Genomic DNA, 18,533 nt, shown 5'->3' on the forward strand with positions numbered 1-18,533 from the left:
CGACCCACGCCGTCGGTTCATCAAGGCCATCGCATGAACAAATACACCCCCCACACCTGGGAGCCCCACGAGCGTCCGAGCCTGCCCGGTTCGCCGTCGACGCCGTTGCACCCCACCCACAAGCGCTGGCTGTTTGCGCTGGTGGGCGTGCTGGTGGCCATCACCGGCGGCCTCGGCAATAGCCTGGTGATCGCCAACCTGCAATACCTGCAAGGCGCCCTCGGTGCGACCACCGCCGAGATGGCCTGGCTGCCCGCCGCCTATGTGATGACCAACGTGTGCATGAACCTGCTGCTGGTGAAGTTCCGCCAGCAATTCGGCCTGCGCGCATTCACCGAGGTGTTCCTGGTGCTCTACGCGCTGGTGACCTTCGGCCACTTGTTCGTCAACGACCTCAACTCGGCCATCGCCGTGCGCGCGGCCCACGGCATGGTCGGTGCGGCGCTGAGTTCGTTGGGTTTGTACTACATGATCCAGGCATTCCCGGCCAAGTGGCGGCTCAAGGCCCTGGTGCTGGGCTTGGGCACGGCGCAGCTGGCCTTGCCGCTGGCGCGGCTGTTCTCCGAAGACCTGCTGCAGATCGCCGAATGGCGCGGCCTGTATCTGTTCGAATTGGGCATGGCGCTGATCTGCCTGGGCTGCGTGTTCCTGCTCAAGCTGCCGCCGGGCGACCGCTTCAAGACCTTTGAAAAACTCGACTTCCTCACCTTCGCCATTCTCGCCACCGGCGTGGCCTTGCTCTGCGCGGTGTTGTCCCTGGGGCGTATTGACTGGTGGCTGGAAGCGCCGTGGATCGGCATCGCCTCGGCCTGTTCCCTGGTGCTGATCATGGCCGGCCTGGCCATCGAGCATAACCGCGCCAACCCGATGCTGATGACCCGCTGGCTGGGCAGCGGCACCATGATTCGCCTGGCGCTGGCGGTGATCCTGATTCGCATGGTGCTGTCCGAGCAGTCCACCGGCGCGGTGGGGTTCATGCAGATGCTCAACATGAGTTACCAGCAGATGCACACGCTGTACGTGGTGATGCTGGCGGGCGCGATCAGCGGGCTGGTGGTCAGCGCGTTGACCATCAACCCGGCGCACCTGTTGATGCCGCTGATCATCTCCCTGGCGCTGATGGCCGTGGGCTCGGTGATGGACAGTTTTTCCAGCAACCTCACGCGCCCGCAGAACCTGTATATCAGCCAGTTCCTGCTAGGCTTCGGGGGCACCTTCTTTCTGGGGCCGACCATGGTGCTGGGGACGAAAAACGTGCTGACCAACCCGCGCAACCTGGTGAGTTTTTCGGTGATGTTCGGGATCTGCCAGAACCTCGGCGGCCTGATCGGCGCGGCGCTGCTCGGCACCTTCCAGATCGTGCGCGAGAAGTACCACTCCAGCATGATCGTCGAACACCTGACCCTGCTCGACCCGCGTGTGGCCGCGCGGGTGCAGAGCGGCGGCTCGGCCTATGGCGGTATCATCGCCGACCCCGAATTGCGCAACCTCGCGGGCATCCGCAGCCTGGCCACGGCGGCGACCCGTGAGGCGAACGTGATGGCCTACAACGATGTCTTCATGTTGATCGCGATCATCGCGATCCTGACCATGATCTGGATCTTTATCCGCAGTCTGTGGCTGATGAGCACCACCAAAGCAGCCACTCCCGTTCAACCCAGCGGCGCACCTTCATGACCGAACCTTCAACCACCACTACCACCGCCATCGCCTCCACCCCGGAAGGCAGCACGCCGCCCGGCGCCGTGCCCACCGAGTTGCGGCCGTTGCGGGTGCGCATTCTTTCGTCCCTGGGTTTTGCCGCAATTGCCATCGTGGGTGTGCTGATCGTGCTGTATGCCTGGCAATTGCCGCCGTTCAGCAGTGCGGTGGAAACCACCGAGAACGCCCTGGTGCGTGGGCAAGTGACGATCATTGGCCCGCAGCTCAGCGGCTATGTGTTCGAAGTGCCGGTGCAGGACTTCCAGTACGTCAAGGCCGGCGATTTGCTGGTGCGCCTCGATGACCGCATCTACAAGCAGCGCTTCGACCAGGCCCTGGCGCAGTTGGCGGTGCAGAAGGCCGCATTGGCGAATGTGGTGCAGCAACGCAACAGCGCCGAAGCCACGATCAAACTGCGCCAGGCCGCGCTGGTGGACAGCCAGGCCCAAGCGCGCAAAAGCACGGCTGATTTGCGTCGCAATGAAGAACTGATCAGCGATGGCTCGGTGTCCAAGCGCGAGCTGGACGTGACCCGCGCCGCGAATGCGCAGACGGTTGCCGCCGTGGCCCAGGCCCAGGCCAACCTCGAAATCGCCCGGCAGGATTTGCAAACGGTGATCGTCAATCGCGGTTCGCTGGAAGCGGCAGTGACGAGTGCCGAGGCAGCGGTGGAGCTGGCGCGGATCGATCTCTCCAATACGCGCATCACTGCGCCGCGCGACGGCCAGCTGGGGCAGATTGGCGTGCGCCTGGGTGCCTACGTCAACTCCGGCGCGCAGCTGATGGCGCTGGTGCCGCCGCAGCTGTGGGTGATCGCCAATATGAAAGAAACCCAGATGGACAAGGTGCAGGTTGGCCAGCCGGTGACCTTTACCGTGGATGCGCTGAACCACCGCAAGTTTCACGGCACGGTGCAGCGTATTTCCCCGGGGACCGGGGCGGAGTTCGCGCTATTGCAGGCGGATAACGCCACCGGCAACTTTGTGAAGATCGCCCAGCGGGTGCCGGTGCGGATCACGGTGGATCCGAACCAGGCGGAGAGTGAGCGGCTGCGGCCGGGGTTGTCGGTGGTGGTGAGTATCGACACTGCCGGCCGCCTTAAAAGCTCACCACCCTGAAATCACCGCCCCTCCCACATTTGGAATGTATTTCAAGGTGAAATCCAAGTGTGTGGACTGGCCTTGCTCCAACAGCTTCAGGCCCGGCCTACCCGGCAGGTGATGCGCATTCACCGGATGACTCACCGGTTCAACACAAAAGAACTCCAACCCCGGCGGGCAGAACAACAGGAAGTAATCAGCGCCACTGGCCTGGCATTCCAGCGCATAACCCAGCTCCGGCTGCTCGATCCGACAATGCCCATCCCACTGGCAAAACCCGTTGTCCACCAGGCCCTCCGGCAAGGTTTTTAAGACCCCGAAATCCCAGGCATCCGGCACCGGCGCCAACCCGGTCGGCAGCTTGGTGGCATCACTCAACCACACCTGCGATGCCTTGGCCTGCAGCCGTGTCCCCGGCAGGCGCGGCAGGTAGGGATGCAAGCCCACGCCATGCCACGCCGCTTTTTCTGCCAGATGGGTCACACGCAACTCAATACTCAACTCACCGTCGCGTAAACGAAACCGCTGCTCGGCGCGATAGGCGAACGGCGTGTCGCACACCACCTCCAGCACCACCTCATCCGCCGTCTGGCTCGCCACCTGCCACGCCTGTTGCCAGGCCGAGCCATGAATCGGCAGCGGGTCGAGCGGGCTGTTGGGCGCAAGGGCCAACCAGCCCTCGGGGTTGTCAAAACCGCCATGGCCGATGCGATTCGACCATGGCGCCAACGGATAGCAACCCAGCTTGCCCGGCAGCCCGGTATGGATCGCTTGCGCATCGCTGTGGCGCAACAGCGGCTGGCCGGTGGCGCGCACCGTCCAGTTGACGATGCTGCCACCGATGGCCGGGGCCAGGGTGAGGTGGGTCAGGTGGTCTTCGAGTTCGATCAGCATCACAGCACCAGCCCTGGCAGCCAAAGGGACAAGGCCGGAATGTAGGTCACGGCCATCAACACCAGGAACAGTACCCCATAGAACGGCAGCAATGCCTTCACGGTTTTTTCGATGCTGACCTTGCCCACCGCCGCGCCCACAAACAGCACCGCGCCCACCGGTGGCGTAATCAAGCCGATGCCGAGGTTGACCAGCATGATCATGCCGAAGTGCACCGGGTCGACGCCGATACCGAGGATTACCGGCAGCAGAATCGGGGTCAGGATCAGGATCAGCGGGGCCATGTCCATCACCGTGCCAAGCAACAGCAGCATGGCGTTGATGCACATCAGGATCACGTAGCGGTTGTCCGACAGGGTCAGGAACAGCGTGGTGATCTTCGCCGGGATCTGCATCAACGTCATGATGTAGCCGAAGCTGGCGGCGAAGGCGATCAGGATCATCACGATGGAAATGGTGCGCACCGTGCGGTGCATCAGCTTGGGCAGCTCGCGCCATTTGTAGTCGCGGTAGATGAACATGGTCACGAAGAACGCCCACAGCACGGCGATCGCGGCGGACTCGGTGGCGGTGAAGATGCCCGAGAGGATACCGCCAAGGATGATTACCATGGCCATCAGGCCCCAGAGCGCGTCGGCGGCAATCTTCAGCGCCTGCTTGAGGGGGATGACTTCGCCCTTGGGGTAGTTGCGTTTTTTCGCGAAGATCAGGCACAGCACCATCAGGCACGCGCTCATCAACAGGCCCGGGACCACGCCAGCCATGAACAGCGAGGCAATGGACACCGTGCCGCCGGCCGCCAGGGAGTAGAGCACCGAATTATGGCTGGGCGGGGTCAGCAATGCCTGCACCGAGCCGCTGACGGTGACCGCCGTGGCGAATTCGCGAGGATAGCCGCGACGCTCCATTTCCGGGATCAACACCGAACCGACCGAGGCGGTGTCGGCCACCGACGAGCCGGAAATCGCGCCAAAAAACGTCGAGGCCATGATGTTGACCAGCGACAGGCCACCGCGCACAAAGCCCACCAGTACACCGGCAAACGCCACCAGCCGCCGCGACATGCCGCCCTCGGCCATGATCGCGCCGGCCAGTACAAAGAACGGAATCGCCATCAGCGAAAACTTGTTCACCCCGCCGGCCACCTGGATCATCAGGGCCTGGAAGGGGATGTCGATCCACCACGCGCCGATCAGCGCCGACAGCCCGAGGGCGTAGGCCACCGGCATGCCGATGAGGATCAAGGCGATAAAGCTGCCCAACAGAATCAATGCGTCCATATCAGGCAGCCCCTTCGCTTTCTTCTACCAGGTCGAAGCGCACCACGCGCCGGTTGCTCTGGTCACCGAGCAGGAGTTTTTCCAGCACGAACACCAGGGTCAGCACGCCGCCCACCGGGATCGGCATATAGGTGATGCCCACGCGCAGGGTGGGGATGGCGCTCATGAACTGGTTCCAGGTGGACAGGCACAGCTTGGTGCCCCAGACGGTCATGAACAGGCAGATGGTTGCCATCAGCAGTTGCGAAACGATGCCGACGATTCGGCGTTGGCTGGGAGACAGACGATCAGTGACCACCGCCACCGACATATGCGCCCCGGCGCGGTAGCTGGCGGCAGCGCCGACAAAGGTGAAGACCAGCATCAGCAGGATGGCGGTGGGCTCCGGCCAGCTGGAACCGGCGCCGAGGATGTAGCGGGCGAAGATGCCCCAGGGAATGATCAGCGCGACCCCGAGGACCGCGAGGCCGGCGACCCAGATGCAGGTCATGTAGATGCGGTCGTTGATGCGCAGCAGTAAATTCTTCATGGCGTTCACCGTGACCGGGCACGTCGATGCGGACCGCGCCGGGCCTTGCTAAAGGGGAGGGTGATTACTCGACGGCGTCGATGCGCTTGATGATGTCGGCGTAAGCCGCGCCGTACTTGGCGCGAACCGGAGCGGTGGCGTCATAGAAGGGTTTTTTGTCGACGCTGATGAACTCGACGCCGGCGGCCTTGAGCTTGGCTTCGCTGCTGGCGGACTTGGCGTCCCACAGCACGCGCTCGTCGGCCTGGGCGGCCTTGGCGGCGGTTTTCACCATGTCCTGCTGGGCGGGAGTGAGTTTGTTCCAGGTGATTTTCGACATCACGATGGGCTCGGGCAGAATCAGGTGTTCGGTGAGGGTGTAGTACTTGGCGCTCTGGTAGTGGTTGTGTTCGAGCAGGGTCGGCGGGTTGTTTTCGGCGCCGTCGATCACTCCGGTCTGCAAGGCGCTGAAGATCTCGCCGGTGTCCATGGCGATACCGTTGGCCCCCATTTCATTGAAGGCTTCGATGAACAGCGGGTTGCCCTGCACGCGAATCTTCATGCCCTTGAGGTCTTCGATCTTGCGCACCGGTTTCTTGGTGTAGAGGTTGCGCGTGCCGCCGTCCATCCAGGCCAGGGCCACCAGGCCGAACTCGGAGTTGGTGATCTTGGCGAGGATTTCGTCGCCGATTTCGCCATCGATGACCTTGCGCATATGCGCCTGGTCGCGGAACACGAACGGCAGGTTGAACACGTTCACGTCCGGCACCACCGGGCCGACGATGCCAAGGCTGACGCGGGTCATCTGCACCGCACCGACCTGGGCCTGTTCGACCACTTCCTTCTCGGAACCCAGCACGCCGCCGGGGAAGTATTTGAACGTCAGTTCGCCGTTGCTTTGCTTGGTCAGGGCCTTGCCCATGTTTTCTTCGGCGACGACGGTGGGGTAGCCGGCGGGGTGGATGTCGGCGAATTTGATTTCCAGCGCGTGGGCGGCGCTGCTGAGGGTGAACATTGCGGCGACGAGCAAAGTGCGTTTGAAGTCCATGGGGTGTCACTCCTGTGTTTTATTTTTGTTGTATTCAAGGCACAGCGATGCAGTTAGAGGATGAATGTGGGCTCCGGCAATCCGGTGATGCCGGGGTTGAGGGCGAACACGCCGCCGGCCAGTGACTGTTCACTCTGGTCGTCACGGATCGAGGTGACGAACAGGGTGTCCAGGCGGCTGCCGCCGAAGGCGCACATGGTGGGTTTTTTTACCGGCACGTTCAGGGAACGGTCCAGGCGGCCATCGGGGGTGAAGCGGTGCACCAGGCCGGCGTCGTTGGCGCAGATCCAGTAGCAACCGTCGGCATCCACCGCTGCACCGTCGGGGCGCCCGAGGTGCCGGTGCATGTCCACGAACACGCGGCGGTTGGACGGCGTGCCGGTGTCGATGTCGTAGTCGAAGGCCCAGATCTGCTGGACCAGCGGGTGGGAATCCGAGGCATACATGGTGCGGCCATCGGGGCTGAAGGCCAGGCCGTTGAGGGTGATAAAACCGTCCAGCTGAGGATGGGGCGCCGAACCTGCCGCGTAGCGATACAGAATGCCTTCGGCGGCGTTCAGGCCCATGTTCAGCACCATGCTGCCGGCCCAGAACCGGCCCTGGCGATCGCAGCGGCCGTCGTTCAGGCGCATGTCGGCGCGGGGGTGCGTCACACCGGCGAGGGCGGTGGTGTCGAGGCTGCCGTCGTTGTGCGGCGTAAGCTGGAAAAAGCCGCTTTCCATCCCGGCCACCCAATTGCCCGCGCTGGTGCGGGCGATGCAGGCGAGCATTTGCGGGGCCTTCCACGAAGCGACATGCCCACTGGCAGCACTCCAGCGTTGCAGGCCGCCGTTGGGGATGTCCACCCAGTACAGCGCGTTTTCCTCGGGCACCCACACCGGGCATTCGCCCACGGCATTGCGGGCGTCGACAATCAATTCAGCAGTCATGGCCACTCATTCCTTTGGGGTGGTCTGGATCAGTCACCGAACGGCCCGGCCGCGCAGAACGCACCGCCCTGGTAGACCTTGGCCGGGTCGTTATCGGCCACTGGCGGCTGGGCTTCGACCTGGGCGCGGAATACTTCGGAGCTGTCTTTGGGGGCAAAACCCAGGTGCGCGGCGTAGCGGTTGTCCCACCAGACGCCGACGTTATCCGACATGCCGTAGACCACCGTGTGGCCGACATTCGGCGTGTACAGCGCGCGTTCGAGCAGTTGGGTCAGGTCGTCGAAACTCAGCCAGGTGTGCATCATCCGGCGGTTATGCGGCTCGGGGAACGAGGAGCCGATGCGGATGCTCACGGTTTCGATGCCGTAGCGATCGAAGTAGAAACTGGCCATGTCTTCGCCGTAGGACTTGGACAGGCCGTAGTAGCTGTCCGGGCGGCGTGGCGAGTGGGCGTCGATGGTTTCGGTTTGCTTATAGAAGCCGATCACATGGTTGGAGCTGGCGAAGATCACACGTTTTACGCCATGGCGACGCGCGGCTTCGTAGATATGGAAGGTGCCGCTGATATTGGCGCCGAGCACTTCTTCAAACGAGCGCTCCACCGACACACCGCCAAAATGCAGGATGGCGTCGACGCCTTCCACCAGGTGGTGCACGGCTTGTTTATCGGCGAGGTCGCAGGGTTGCACTTCTTCGTGGGCAGCGGCGGGGGCCATGTCGGCGATATCCGACAGGCGCAGCACCGTGGCGTAAGGGCGCAGGCGTTCGCGCAAAACTTTACCTAGGCCGCCGGCGGCACCGGTGAGCAGCAGGCGGTTGAAGGGTGCAGGCGTGGTGGTGGTCATGGGAATTCCAATTTTTTGTTGTAGGTTGTCGTATGACTATGGCGAAGTATTGTTAGGGATTCCCCAGCTTGTCAACGTCCTCCAGATGACCGTGTACAAATGTGGGAGGGGGCTTGCCCCCGATGAGGGAGTGTCAGTGAATGGAGCTGTGACTGACCCACCGCTATCGGGGGCAAGCCCCCTCGCACATTGGTTTTGTGGTGGTTTATAGAGCGTCGCTGAACTTTAGAGCAAAGAAATTGGATAGCTGATAAAGATCCGGTTTTCATCAAACTCGTTATTGCTGAAATCCCGACGCATGGTCGAGTTGCGCCACTTCACATTCAAGTCCTTCAGCGCACCGCTTTGCACCGTGTAGGCCAGTTCCGATTCGCGGCCCCATTCCTTGCCATCGGTGATCGCCCCGGTGTGCACGTTACTGCCACTGATGTAGCGGTTCATCATGGTCAGGCCGGGAATGCCGAGCACCACGAAGTTAAAGTCATGGCGCACCTGCCAGGATTTTTCCTTGGCGTTGTCGTAGCTGGCGTTGTAGCTGTCGTTGGCCAGGGTGCCGCCACTGGTGCCGTTGACGCGCATCCACACGCTGTCGCCGGTGAGTTTCTGCAGGCCCACATAAAAGGTGTTGCCCAGGTATTTGGCCGAGAGCAGGGCGAATGCGGTTTTGTTGTCGAGGTCGCCGGCCAGCGCGCTGCCGTCTTCCTTGCCGGTGAAGTAGCCGAGGTTGGCGCCCAGGGTCCAGTCGCCCACGGGCTGGCTGTGGGTCAGGTTGAAATAGCGCTGCTGGTAGATGTCGCTCAGCTCGGCGTACCACACGCCGACCTGGGTGCGTTTGTCGTTGAAAGTGTATTCGCCGCCGCCGAAGTTGAAGCGGTCCGAGGTGAACGCGGCTCTGCCGTTCATGAACATGTCTTCCATGCTCGCGTCGTTGCGCGGGCTGTTGCCGCGAAACTGCCCGCCGTAGAGACTCAGGCCGTCGATTTCCTTGGAAGTGACCTGGCCGCCACGAAAGGTCTGGGGCAGTGAGCGGCCGTCGTCGGAGCGCAGGATCGGCAGCACCGGCATCCATTCGCCGACTTTCAATTCGGTATTCGACAGCTTGGTCTTCAGCGCCACGCCCAGACGCCCGAAGTTGTCGGCGGGGCGGCCGTCGTCATGGATCGGCAGCAGTTGCGTGCCACCGGTGCCTTTGCCGCCATCGAGCTTTTGCGAGTACAGGCCCAGCACGTCAATCCCGAAGCCGACCGTGCCCTGGGTAAAGCCGGACTTGGCGTCGAGAATGAAGTTCTGCGTCCACTCTTCGGCCTTGCCCTGGGGGTTGGTCGGGTTGGTGAAATTGCGGTTGAAGTAGGCGTTGCGCAGGGTGAGCGTGGCCTTGGCGTCGTCGACAAACCCATCGGCGTGGGCCGTGAGGGGCAGGCTGAAGGCGAGGCTGCTGAGGCTGATGAGACCGAGACGAGAGGAGGAATTGCGGACGAATGGACGCACAGTGAAGCTCCCTTTTCTTTTGTTGTTTTTATTATTTGTTATACGTCGTCGTACAACATTGGGGCGATATTTGCGGGGTTTTTGTAGGGTGTCAAGCAGAAGTTATACGATGACCCGGGTTTGCCGCGATCAAAATCGGGCAGAGTTAATGTGGGAGGTGGCAAGCCCCCTCCCACATTGGAATGCATTCCAATGCAGGTTTTCAGTGGGTCATGACCATCGGCGGCAGCGTTCCCAGCAGCGACACCGCCGCGACTGCTGAAACACCCAGTAACCATTCCAGCATCACACTGGCCTTCAAGGTGCCCACCCGTCCTTCACAGCGATCCAGGCGTAACCGATTCAGCAAGGCCAGTGCCAGCATGCCCAGCACCAACAGCACCTTGATCAACAGAATCAGCGCGAAACCATCGAACAACGGCGTGGGCCACCACTGCCCGGTAAGCACACGCACATTGATCAACCCGGTCACCAGCAAACCGGCGACCAGGCCATAACCCACGCCGCTGAAGCGTCGCAGTATCGGCACCAGGGCCAAGCGTTGCGGCTGTCGGAGGATCAACACCAGCAGCAACAAGCCACCGAGCCAGGCACCGACGCAGACCAGATGCACCACCTGGTTGAGTATCAGCAATTGCCCACTCAGCCCATTGAGCATGGCGCCATGGCCGACCGGGGCGAGGGTGGCCAGCAGCAGGGCGGCCAACGGCAGGCGCAGGGCGGGCCAGGGTTTGATCAGTACCATCACCAGCAGCAGGTTGAGCAGCAGATGCCAGACCCACACCTGGCCAAAAAAGGTTTTGCCCAGCACCAATTGCACGGTGGCGGGTTGCAACGCAGCGTCCCAACTGCCGGCCATGCTCGCCGTGATCAATAACAGCCAGGTGATGCCCGAGAGCAACCCCACCCAGGCCAGGCCGCGGTGGATGCGCAGCAACTGCCGGTCCAGCGTCGGCCGGGCTTGCGTGCCGAGTAACCAGGGCCTGAATACACAGGCCCCGAACATCAACAACACCACCACAAAATGCACGAAGCGGCACAGCACCAGCAGGGTCGCCATGGGTTATTGGCCGACCTTGAAGCTGTATTCACCGTTGCTCTTGTGGGTATCGACCGACACCGCGTTCCACACTACCTTGTAGGTGCCGGCGGCCAGTGGTGCGGCCGGCGTGACCACCAGCACTTTCTTGTCGGCGTCCGGGGTTTCCAGGCCTTTGATGGCAATTTCGGTGCCGTCCTTGCTCAGCGACACCTTGGTGAACGTGGCTTCGACGCCTTCGCTGAACGTAAGGCGCAGATCGGCCGGGGCGGCGACGCTGCTGTCCGCCGCCGGTGTGGAACTCTTCAAGTGGGCATGGGCAAAGGCCGCCGAAGCGCCCAGCAAGGAGGCAAGCAGGGCAAGGGCGGTGAGGGTTTTCTTGATCAACATTGTGCAATACCAATCAATGGGTAGGAGCGGGCAGTGTACGAAGTTTCGGTTCAGCCTGTCGCCCCGATCTAGAGCGGATGGTAGTCTTTGAACCACGTAGTTGTCAGGGAGCCCTTATGGGCAATCACAAGATCGGAATTCGTCGGAACAACGTCGAAAAAATTCTGCTGGCGGCGGAGAAGATCTTCGCCGAGAAAGGCTATGGCAGCACCGCCATGGCGGATATCGCCGAAGAAGTGCAACTGCCGCGTTCCAACCTGCATTACTACTTCACCACCAAAAGCGAGCTGTACAGCGCAGTACTGTTCGACTTGCTGGAAGTGTGGAAGCAGGACGCCCTGAGCTTCGAGACCTTCGACGACCCGCGCGTGGTCCTCAGCAGCTACATCCGCGCCAAGATGCAGCGTTCGCGCACGCGGCCCTATGGCTCGAAAGTCTGGGCCAACGAAATCATCCACGGCGCGCCCACCCTCGGTGAGGCATTGGATGAAAGCCTGTACGACTGGGCCAAGATGAAGGAAGCGAAAATTCGCCAGTGGGTGGAAGACAAACGCATCCTGCCGGTGGAGCCGTCGACCCTGCTGTACATGATTTGGGCGTCGACCCAGCACTATGCCGACTTTGATCACCAGGTGAAGATTTTGAATGATCACCAGCCGTTGTCGGATATGCAGTTCGAGAAGGCGATACAGACGGTGACCGGGGTGATTTTGCGGGGGATTGGGTTAGAGCCTTGAGCTGGGCCTTGTGGTGGGGCTGAGGGCCCAATCGGGAGCAAGCCCCCTCCCACACTTGACCGCATTTTGCCTGGAGGAATGCAGTCAAATGTGGGACGGGGCTTGCCCCCGATGAGGCCCTAAAGACCTACACCGCCTCGCGATAAGGATTCCTCGGATCCTGCGTCCAATTCAGAAACGGCTTACCCGTGTCCATCGGCACCATTTCGATGCACTCCGCCACCGGGCAGGTGATCTGGCACAGGTTGCAGCCCACGCACTCGTCATCAATCACCTCGTATTTATGGGTGCCATCCGCCAACTTCACACTGGCGATGGCCTGGTGCGAGGTGTCTTCACAGGCAATATGGCAACGCCCGCAGCCAATGCACGACGCCTGATCGATCTTGGCGATGACCTGATAGTTGATGTCCAGGTACTTCCAGTCCGTGGTATTGCCCACCGCGCGGCCGGAAAACTCCTGCAAGCTCGCGTAACCCTGACTGTCCATCCAGCGCGACAGCCCGTCTTTCATTTCCTCGACAATCCGAAACCCATGCAGCATCGCCGCTGTGCACACCTGCACCGCGCCGCAGCCCAGGGCAACGAATTCCGCCGCGTCGCGCCAGTTGCCGATCCCGCCGATGCCGCAGATCGGCAGGCCTTGGGTCTGCGGGTCGCGGGCAATTTCGGCGACCATGTTCAGTGCAATCGGCTTCACCGCCGAGCCGCAATAGCCGCCGTGGGTGCTCTGGGTGCCGACCACCGGTAGCGCGACCATGCGTTCCAGGTCGACGCTGGTGATGGAGTTGATGGTGTTGATCAGCGACACCGCATCCGCGCCGCCGCGATAGGCCGCGCGCGCCGCCACACGGATATCGGTGATGTTCGGTGTGAGCTTGACGATTACCGGCAGCGAGCAATAGGTCTTGCACCAGCGCGTCACCTGCTCCACATACTCCGGCACCTGGCCCACCGCCGCGCCCATGCCGCGCTCGGGCATGCCGTGGGGGCAGCCGAAGTTCAGCTCGATGCCGTCACAGCCGGTGGCCTCCACCAGGGGCAGGATGTTTTTCCAGGACTCTTCTACGCACGGCACCATCAGCGACACAATCAGCGCGCGGTCTGGCCAGTCCTTTTTGACCTGGGTAATTTCCTTGAGATTGATCTCCAGCGAACGGTCGGTGATCAGCTCAATGTTGTTGATGCCCAGCACTTCACGGTTGGCGCCGTAGTGCGCCGAGTAGCGTGACGACACATTCACCGCCGCCGGGTCTTCGCCGAGGGTTTTCCACACCACGCCGCCCCAGCCGGCTTCAAACGCGCGGACCACGTTGTAGGCCTTGTCGGTGGGCGGCGCGGAGGCCAGCCAGAACGGATTGGGGGCTTTGATACCGGCAAATACAATCGAGAGATCGGCCATTACGCAGCCTCCACAGTCAGCATGAGTTGGGCGTGCATGGCTTCGGCGGCCAGCTTGCCGTGTTGCACCGCCTGCACGGTGAGGTCCTGGCCGAGGCTGACGCAATCGCCGCCGGCATACACTCCCGGAATGCTGGTTTGCAGGTGTTCGTCGACAAAGATCCGCTCGCCGACGCGGTGCAGTTGCTGGGCCAGCGGGTCGTGCAGGGCCTCGTTGTCAAACCCTTGGCCGATGGCTTTGAAGATCGCATCGGCGGCCAGTTCGAAGGTTTCGCCGGTGGGGTGCAGGCGGCCGTTTTCCATGCGGGTGCGCAAAAAACGCATGCCGCGTACCTGGCCCTTATCGTCCAGCAAGACGGCTTCGGGTTGGGCCCAGGTCAGCAGGCGCACCTGGTTGGCCTTGGCGATGTCCTGTTCATGCTGGGTGGCGCCCATGTCGGCGAGGCCACGGCGGTACACCAGGTTCACATCGCGCGCACCGAGGCGGGCCATTTGCACGGCCATGTCGATGGCGGTGTTGCCGGCGCCGAGCACGATGCAGCGGTCGGCCAGGGGCAGTTGGGTGAGGTCATCGGACTGGCGCAGTTCGCGGATATAGTCGGTGGCGGCGAGCAGGCCGGGGGCGTCTTCGTGGGGCAAGCCGAGTTGTTTGCTGGCGGCCAGGCCGAGGCCGAGGAATACCGAGTCGAATTGCTGGTGCAGGTCGCTCAAGGTCAGGTTGGCACCCAGGCGCTGGCCGTGGCGGATCTCGATGCCGCCGATCTGCAGGAGGAAATCCAGTTCCTTTTGAGCGAAGTCATCCACCAGCTTGTACTTGGCGATCCCGTATTCATTCAGGCCGCCGGCTTTTTCCCGCGCCTCGAAGATCACCACGTCATGCCCGTGCAACGCCGCGCGATGGGCGCAAGCCAAGCCCGCCGGCCCGGCGCCGACCACGGCGATGCGTTTGCCGGTGGGCGCGGCGCGCTGGAACGGGTGCTCGCTGAAGTGCGCGTTGTCGATGGCGTAGCGTTGCAGCAGGCCAATCAGCACCGGCGCGCATTCTTCGGCGTTGTTGCGCACGCAGGCTTGCTGGCAAAGAATCTCCGTGGGACAGACCCGCGCGCAACTGCCGCCGAGGATGTTGGCCGAGAGGATTTTTTGCGCGGCGCCCTGTACGTTTTCGGTGTGGATATTGCGGATGAACGACGGGATGTCGATTTCGCTGGGGCACGCGTTCACGCACGGCGCGTCGTAGCAATACAGGCAGCGCGAAGCTTCCAGTTGGGCCTGGCGCGCGTTGAGCGGCGGCGCCAGGTCGGTGAAATGGCTGGCGAGGGTGGCGCCATCTTCATGGGGGTGGGGGAGGTGGGTCAGGGTCTGGATCACGGTTTGGGCCTCACGGTTTTTTGCCTCTGGCGGGCATTGATTTTTTTGTTGCCTGGACTGGCCTTATCGGGGGCAAGCCCCCTCCCACATTTTGATTTGTGAATACATTCAAGGGTGGGAGGGGGCTTGCCCCCGATAGCGGTCTCAGCGCTTCACAGCCACCGGCCTGGAATGCTCGGCCCGCTTGCTCAGCTGCTCAAACACCGCCGGATACGCCGGCCGCTCCACATACCGCCCGGCGCCGCGTTCGGCGCGCAAGTCACCATCGGCCCAGACCAGCTTGCCCTGGCTGATGGTGTGGCTCGGCACGCCGCGCACGGTCTTGCCTTCGAAGATGTTGAAGTCGACTTTCTGGTGATGGGTCTTGGCCGAAATCGTGCGTGTGCCTTCAGGGTCCCACAGCACCAGATCCGCATCCGCACCCACGCGAATCGCGCCTTTGCGTGGGTAGAGGTTGAAGATTTTCGCGGTGTTGGTGGAGGTGAGCGCGACGAATTCCTGCATCGACAGGCGCCCGCTGTTGACGCCTTCGTGCCACAGCAGCGCCATGCGGTCTTCGATGCCGGCGGTGCCATTGGGGATCTTGCTGAAGTCATCGCGCCCGGCGGCTTTTTGCTCGGCGCAGAAGCAGCAGTGGTCGGTGGCGGTGGTGTGCAGGTTGCCCGATTGCAGGCCGTGCCACAGCGCGTCCTGGTGCCCGCGTGGGCGAAACGGCGGGCTCATGACGTAGCCGGCGGCGGTCTGCCAGTCGGGGTGTTGGTAGACGCTGTCGTCCAGCAGCAAGTGGCCGGCCAGCACTTCGCCGTAGACCGGCTGGCCCTTGCCTCGGGCGTAGGTGATTTCATCCAGCGCCTCTTTGGTCGAGACGTGCACCAGGTACAACGGCGTGCCGATGGTTTCGGCGATGCGGATCGCGCGGCTGGCCGCTTCGCCTTCTACCTGGGACGGGCGCGACAGCGGGTGCGCTTCCGGCCCGGTGATGCCCTGGGCCATCAGCTTGCGTTGCAGGTGGTACACCAGTTCGCCGTTTTCCGCGTGTACCGTCGGCACTGCACCCAATTCCAGGCAGCGCTCGAAACTTGCGACCAGCGTGTCGTCGGCGGCCATGATCGCATTCTTGTAGGCCATGAAATGCTTGAAGCTGTTGATGCCGTGATGGCTGACCAGTTCGGCCATTTCCTCGCGCACCTGCTCGCTCCACCAGGTGATCGCCACATGAAAACCGTAGTCGGACGCCGACTTCTCGGCCCAGCCGCGCCACTGATGAAAGGCTTCCATCAGCGACTGCTGCGGGTTGGGAATCACAAAGTCGATGATCGACGTGGTGCCCCCGGCCAAGCCCGCCGCCGTGCCACTGAAAAAGTCTTCACTGGCCACCGTGCCCATGAAGGGCAGTTGCATATGGGTATGCGGGTCGATGCCGCCGGGCATCAAGTATTGGCCGCTGCCATCGAGTATTTCAGTGCTGGCGGGAACATCCAGATCCGTGCCAATAGCGCGAATTAGACCGCCTGCGCATAAAACATCGGCGCGGTAACTTTCATCATGGGTAATAACGGTGGCGCCACGGATCAACAGCGACATGTCGAGTTCCTCACAGGCTTGACCGGCTTGTGCCAGTTCTAAGTGTTGTAATGCTACTTGCCGATGGTCGGTTAATTCCTGTCATCGGTGACAGGAATAGAAACTAGCCCGAGTTTTTCGATTGAGCAAGAATATTTTTTATAAGCTTATGTCGTGTTTAATTTTTTGATTAATAAGGATAAAAATTGAAATTCACCAAAATGTAGCGGCCTCTCACCATTTTGACGCACTTGACAGGTTCTTAAATTGAGCAACATTTCTTATTGCAAATCAGACGCTTGAGACTTGGCTCTTGACGGCGGTAGTAAATAAAAATAATTGTGTTGCACCAGATTGAGTCCTGACAGTTCGGGCAACTTCCACCGGGTTTAGCCTGAGCCGGGTGAGAAGTACCGCAGGTTCAATCGGAAAGCTGATTAACATCAGCGAGTTATATAAGCGGTGCGGGTTCATGCTGGCTTGTCGGCACGGTTATTGAGTGCAATGACGGCTGGCCGGGCCCGTGATGTCATGTTGTTTACGAGGTACTCCGGCCATCTGCGCTAACCCCCGCAGGTGAGCAAAAATAATTCGAAAAAACCGTGGAGCGGCCATGCAACAGAACAGATCGCAAGTCATTGAACGCAACGGCCTGTACGAACTCGACGCCGGCCCCGACGTCCTCGACAGCCCTCGCTACAACCACGACATGGCACCGACCAAGGTGCACGAACGCACCTGGAACAAGTGGCACATCACCGCGCTGTGGGTCGGCATGTCGATCTGCGTGCCCACCTACACGCTCGGCGGGGTGCTGACCGCGTATTTCGGCTTGTCGGTGGGCGAGGCACTGATGGCGATTTTGCTGGCCAATATCGTGGTGCTGATCCCGCTGACCCTCAACGCGTTCCCCGGTACCAAGTACGGCATACCGTTTCCGGTGCTGTTGCGCTCGTCGTTCGGCATCCTCGGCTCCAATGTGCCGTGCCTGATTCGTGCGCTGGTGGCCTGTGGCTGGTTTGGCATCCAGACCATGTTCGGCGGGCTGGCGATCCACTTGTTTCTTGGCTCGATTTTCGAGGGCTGGAAGTCTCTGGGCGGCACCGGTGAAGTGATCGGTTTCATGATTTTCTGGTGCCTGAATTTGTGGGTGGTGCTGCGCGGCGCGGAGTCGATCAAGCGCCTGGAAACCCTGTCGGCGCCGCTGCTGGTAGCGGTGGGCGTTGGCCTGCTGGTGTGGGCGATGCCCAATGTGTCGTTGAGCGAACTGATGGCGATCCCGCCCAAACGCCCTGAAGGTGCGAGCCTTACCGGTTACTTTATGGCCGGGCTGACGGCGATGGTGGGGTTCTGGGCCACCTTGTCGTTGAATATCCCCGACTTCAGCCGCTACGCCAAAAGCCAGAAGGACCAGATACTCGGGCAGATTTTCGGCCTGCCGCTGACCATGTTCCTGTTCGCCGCCCTTGGCGTCATCATGACTGCCGCCTCGGTGAAACTGGTGGGCGTGAGCGTGTCCGACCCGGTGACGCTGATCGGGCATATCCAGAGCCCGGTGTGGGTGGCGGTGGCCATGGCGCTGATCATTGTTGCCACGTTGTCCACCAACACGGCGGCGAACATCGTTTCGCCGACCAACGACTTCCAGAACATCGCGCCCAAGCTGATCAACCGCACCACGGCGGTGATCCTCACCGGCCTGGTGGGGCTGGCGCTGATGGGCCATGAGCTGCTGAAAAAACTCGGGCTGATCGTCTCGGATGTGAGCCTGGAAACCGTGTATTCCAATTGGTTGCTGGGCTACTCAAGCCTGCTGGGCCCGATCGCCGGGATCATGGTGGTGGACTATTTCATCACCCGCAAACAGCAGCTCGACCTCGCCGGTTTGTACCGCGATGACGTGTACCCGGCATGGAACTGGAGCGGCTTTATCGCCTTTGGCGTGCCGGTGGTGCTGACCTTGCTGTCGCTGGGCAGCGACGCGTTCAGCTGGTTCTACAGCTACGGCTGGTTCACCGGCTCGGCGTTGGGCGGGGTGTTGTATTACGGCTTGAATGCCAAGCGCGGCATCAGCCCGGTCACTGCTAAATCCCAGTTGTAAATGCGGTTAAAAATGTGGGAAGGGGATTGCTCCCGATGGCGGTATAGCGGGTGCAAATGAGCTGAATGACACACCGCGATCGGGAGCAAGCCCCCTCCCACATTTTTGGTCCCATTCCAACTGTTGGAATGCGGGCAACTT

At 61.6% G+C, this 18,533-nt stretch carries 16 protein-coding genes; 4 read left to right on the forward strand and 12 right to left on the reverse strand.

The window, feature by feature from the left end:
• Positions 1 to 33 precede the first annotated feature (33 nt).
• Together AC0IYH_RS25350 and AC0IYH_RS25355 are read left to right on the forward strand one after the other, a co-directional pair.
• The gene (locus AC0IYH_RS25350) at positions 34 to 1,677 is read left to right on the forward strand and encodes an MFS transporter (protein WP_116626598.1); all 1,644 of its coding nucleotides are present in this window, start codon (positions 34 to 36) and stop codon (positions 1,675 to 1,677) included.
• Complete coding sequence (locus tag AC0IYH_RS25355; RefSeq protein WP_471836797.1) at positions 1,674 to 2,819, forward strand: HlyD family secretion protein; 1,146 nt, start codon at positions 1,674 to 1,676, stop codon at positions 2,817 to 2,819. Before AC0IYH_RS25350 ends, AC0IYH_RS25355 begins: the two co-directional genes overlap by 4 nt.
• Here AC0IYH_RS25355 and AC0IYH_RS25360 read toward each other — a convergent pair.
• From AC0IYH_RS25360 to copC, 9 genes are all read right to left on the reverse strand, one after another.
• Complete coding sequence (locus tag AC0IYH_RS25360; protein ID WP_471836799.1) at positions 2,808 to 3,695, reverse strand: aldose 1-epimerase; 888 nt, start codon at positions 3,693 to 3,695, stop codon at positions 2,808 to 2,810. The two genes, AC0IYH_RS25355 and AC0IYH_RS25360, sit on opposite strands and share 12 nt — an antisense overlap.
• On the reverse strand, positions 3,695 to 4,975 hold the full coding sequence (locus AC0IYH_RS25365; protein ID WP_116626601.1) for a TRAP transporter large permease: 1,281 nt from the start codon (positions 4,973 to 4,975) through the stop codon (positions 3,695 to 3,697). Before AC0IYH_RS25365 ends, AC0IYH_RS25360 begins: the two co-directional genes overlap by 1 nt.
• 1 nt (position 4,976) lies before the next feature.
• Positions 4,977 to 5,504, reverse strand: a complete 528-nt coding sequence (locus AC0IYH_RS25370) for a TRAP transporter small permease (RefSeq protein ID WP_116626602.1) — start codon at positions 5,502 to 5,504, stop codon at positions 4,977 to 4,979.
• A gap of 64 nt (positions 5,505 to 5,568) precedes the next feature.
• Positions 5,569 to 6,531, reverse strand: a complete 963-nt coding sequence (locus tag AC0IYH_RS25375) for a TRAP transporter substrate-binding protein (protein WP_116626603.1) — start codon at positions 6,529 to 6,531, stop codon at positions 5,569 to 5,571.
• A 53-nt stretch (positions 6,532 to 6,584) separates the two neighbouring features.
• On the reverse strand, positions 6,585 to 7,460 hold the full coding sequence (locus AC0IYH_RS25380; protein ID WP_471836802.1) for an SMP-30/gluconolactonase/LRE family protein: 876 nt from the start codon (positions 7,458 to 7,460) through the stop codon (positions 6,585 to 6,587).
• Between the two features lie 29 nt (positions 7,461 to 7,489).
• Positions 7,490 to 8,305 (reverse strand): NAD-dependent epimerase/dehydratase family protein, encoded by an 816-nt coding sequence (locus AC0IYH_RS25385; RefSeq protein ID WP_471836803.1) that lies wholly within the window; start codon positions 8,303 to 8,305, stop codon positions 7,490 to 7,492.
• Positions 8,306 to 8,530: 225 nt separating this feature from the next.
• A complete protein-coding gene (locus tag AC0IYH_RS25390; protein WP_116626606.1) occupies positions 8,531 to 9,793 on the reverse strand; it encodes an OprD family porin in 1,263 nt (420 codons plus the stop codon).
• 202 nt (positions 9,794 to 9,995) lie between these two features.
• Positions 9,996 to 10,853: a copper homeostasis membrane protein CopD gene (copD, locus tag AC0IYH_RS25395; protein WP_471836805.1), complete on the reverse strand. Its 858-nt coding sequence runs from the start codon at positions 10,851 to 10,853 to the stop codon at positions 9,996 to 9,998.
• 3 nt (positions 10,854 to 10,856) lie between these two features.
• Positions 10,857 to 11,222, reverse strand: a complete 366-nt coding sequence (copC, locus tag AC0IYH_RS25400) for a copper homeostasis periplasmic binding protein CopC (RefSeq protein ID WP_116626608.1) — start codon at positions 11,220 to 11,222, stop codon at positions 10,857 to 10,859.
• A gap of 116 nt (positions 11,223 to 11,338) precedes the next feature.
• Between copC and AC0IYH_RS25405 the strand changes: the two genes are divergently transcribed.
• Positions 11,339 to 11,959, forward strand: coding sequence for a TetR family transcriptional regulator C-terminal domain-containing protein (locus AC0IYH_RS25405; RefSeq protein ID WP_471836807.1), 621 nt, complete (start codon positions 11,339 to 11,341; stop codon positions 11,957 to 11,959).
• Between the two features lie 127 nt (positions 11,960 to 12,086).
• Here AC0IYH_RS25405 and preA read toward each other — a convergent pair whose 3' ends face one another.
• From preA to hydA, 3 genes are all read right to left on the reverse strand, one after another.
• Positions 12,087 to 13,361, reverse strand: a complete 1,275-nt coding sequence (gene preA, locus AC0IYH_RS25410; RefSeq protein WP_471836808.1) for an NAD-dependent dihydropyrimidine dehydrogenase subunit PreA — start codon at positions 13,359 to 13,361, stop codon at positions 12,087 to 12,089.
• Positions 13,361 to 14,728: an NAD(P)-dependent oxidoreductase gene (locus AC0IYH_RS25415; protein WP_471836809.1), complete on the reverse strand. Its 1,368-nt coding sequence runs from the start codon at positions 14,726 to 14,728 to the stop codon at positions 13,361 to 13,363. The genes preA and AC0IYH_RS25415 overlap by 1 nt, the downstream gene beginning before the upstream one ends.
• A gap of 144 nt (positions 14,729 to 14,872) precedes the next feature.
• Positions 14,873 to 16,312 carry a dihydropyrimidinase gene (gene hydA, locus AC0IYH_RS25420; protein WP_471836810.1) on the reverse strand — a complete coding sequence of 480 codons (1,440 nt, stop codon included), beginning with the start codon at positions 16,310 to 16,312 and terminating at the stop codon, positions 14,873 to 14,875.
• Between the two features lie 592 nt (positions 16,313 to 16,904).
• Here hydA and AC0IYH_RS25425 point away from each other — a divergent pair.
• On the forward strand, positions 16,905 to 18,392 hold the full coding sequence (locus AC0IYH_RS25425) for an NCS1 family nucleobase:cation symporter-1 (RefSeq protein WP_471836811.1): 1,488 nt from the start codon (positions 16,905 to 16,907) through the stop codon (positions 18,390 to 18,392).
• Positions 18,393 to 18,533 lie beyond the last annotated feature (141 nt).

The organism is Pseudomonas sp. AC463 (assembly GCF_979253585.1).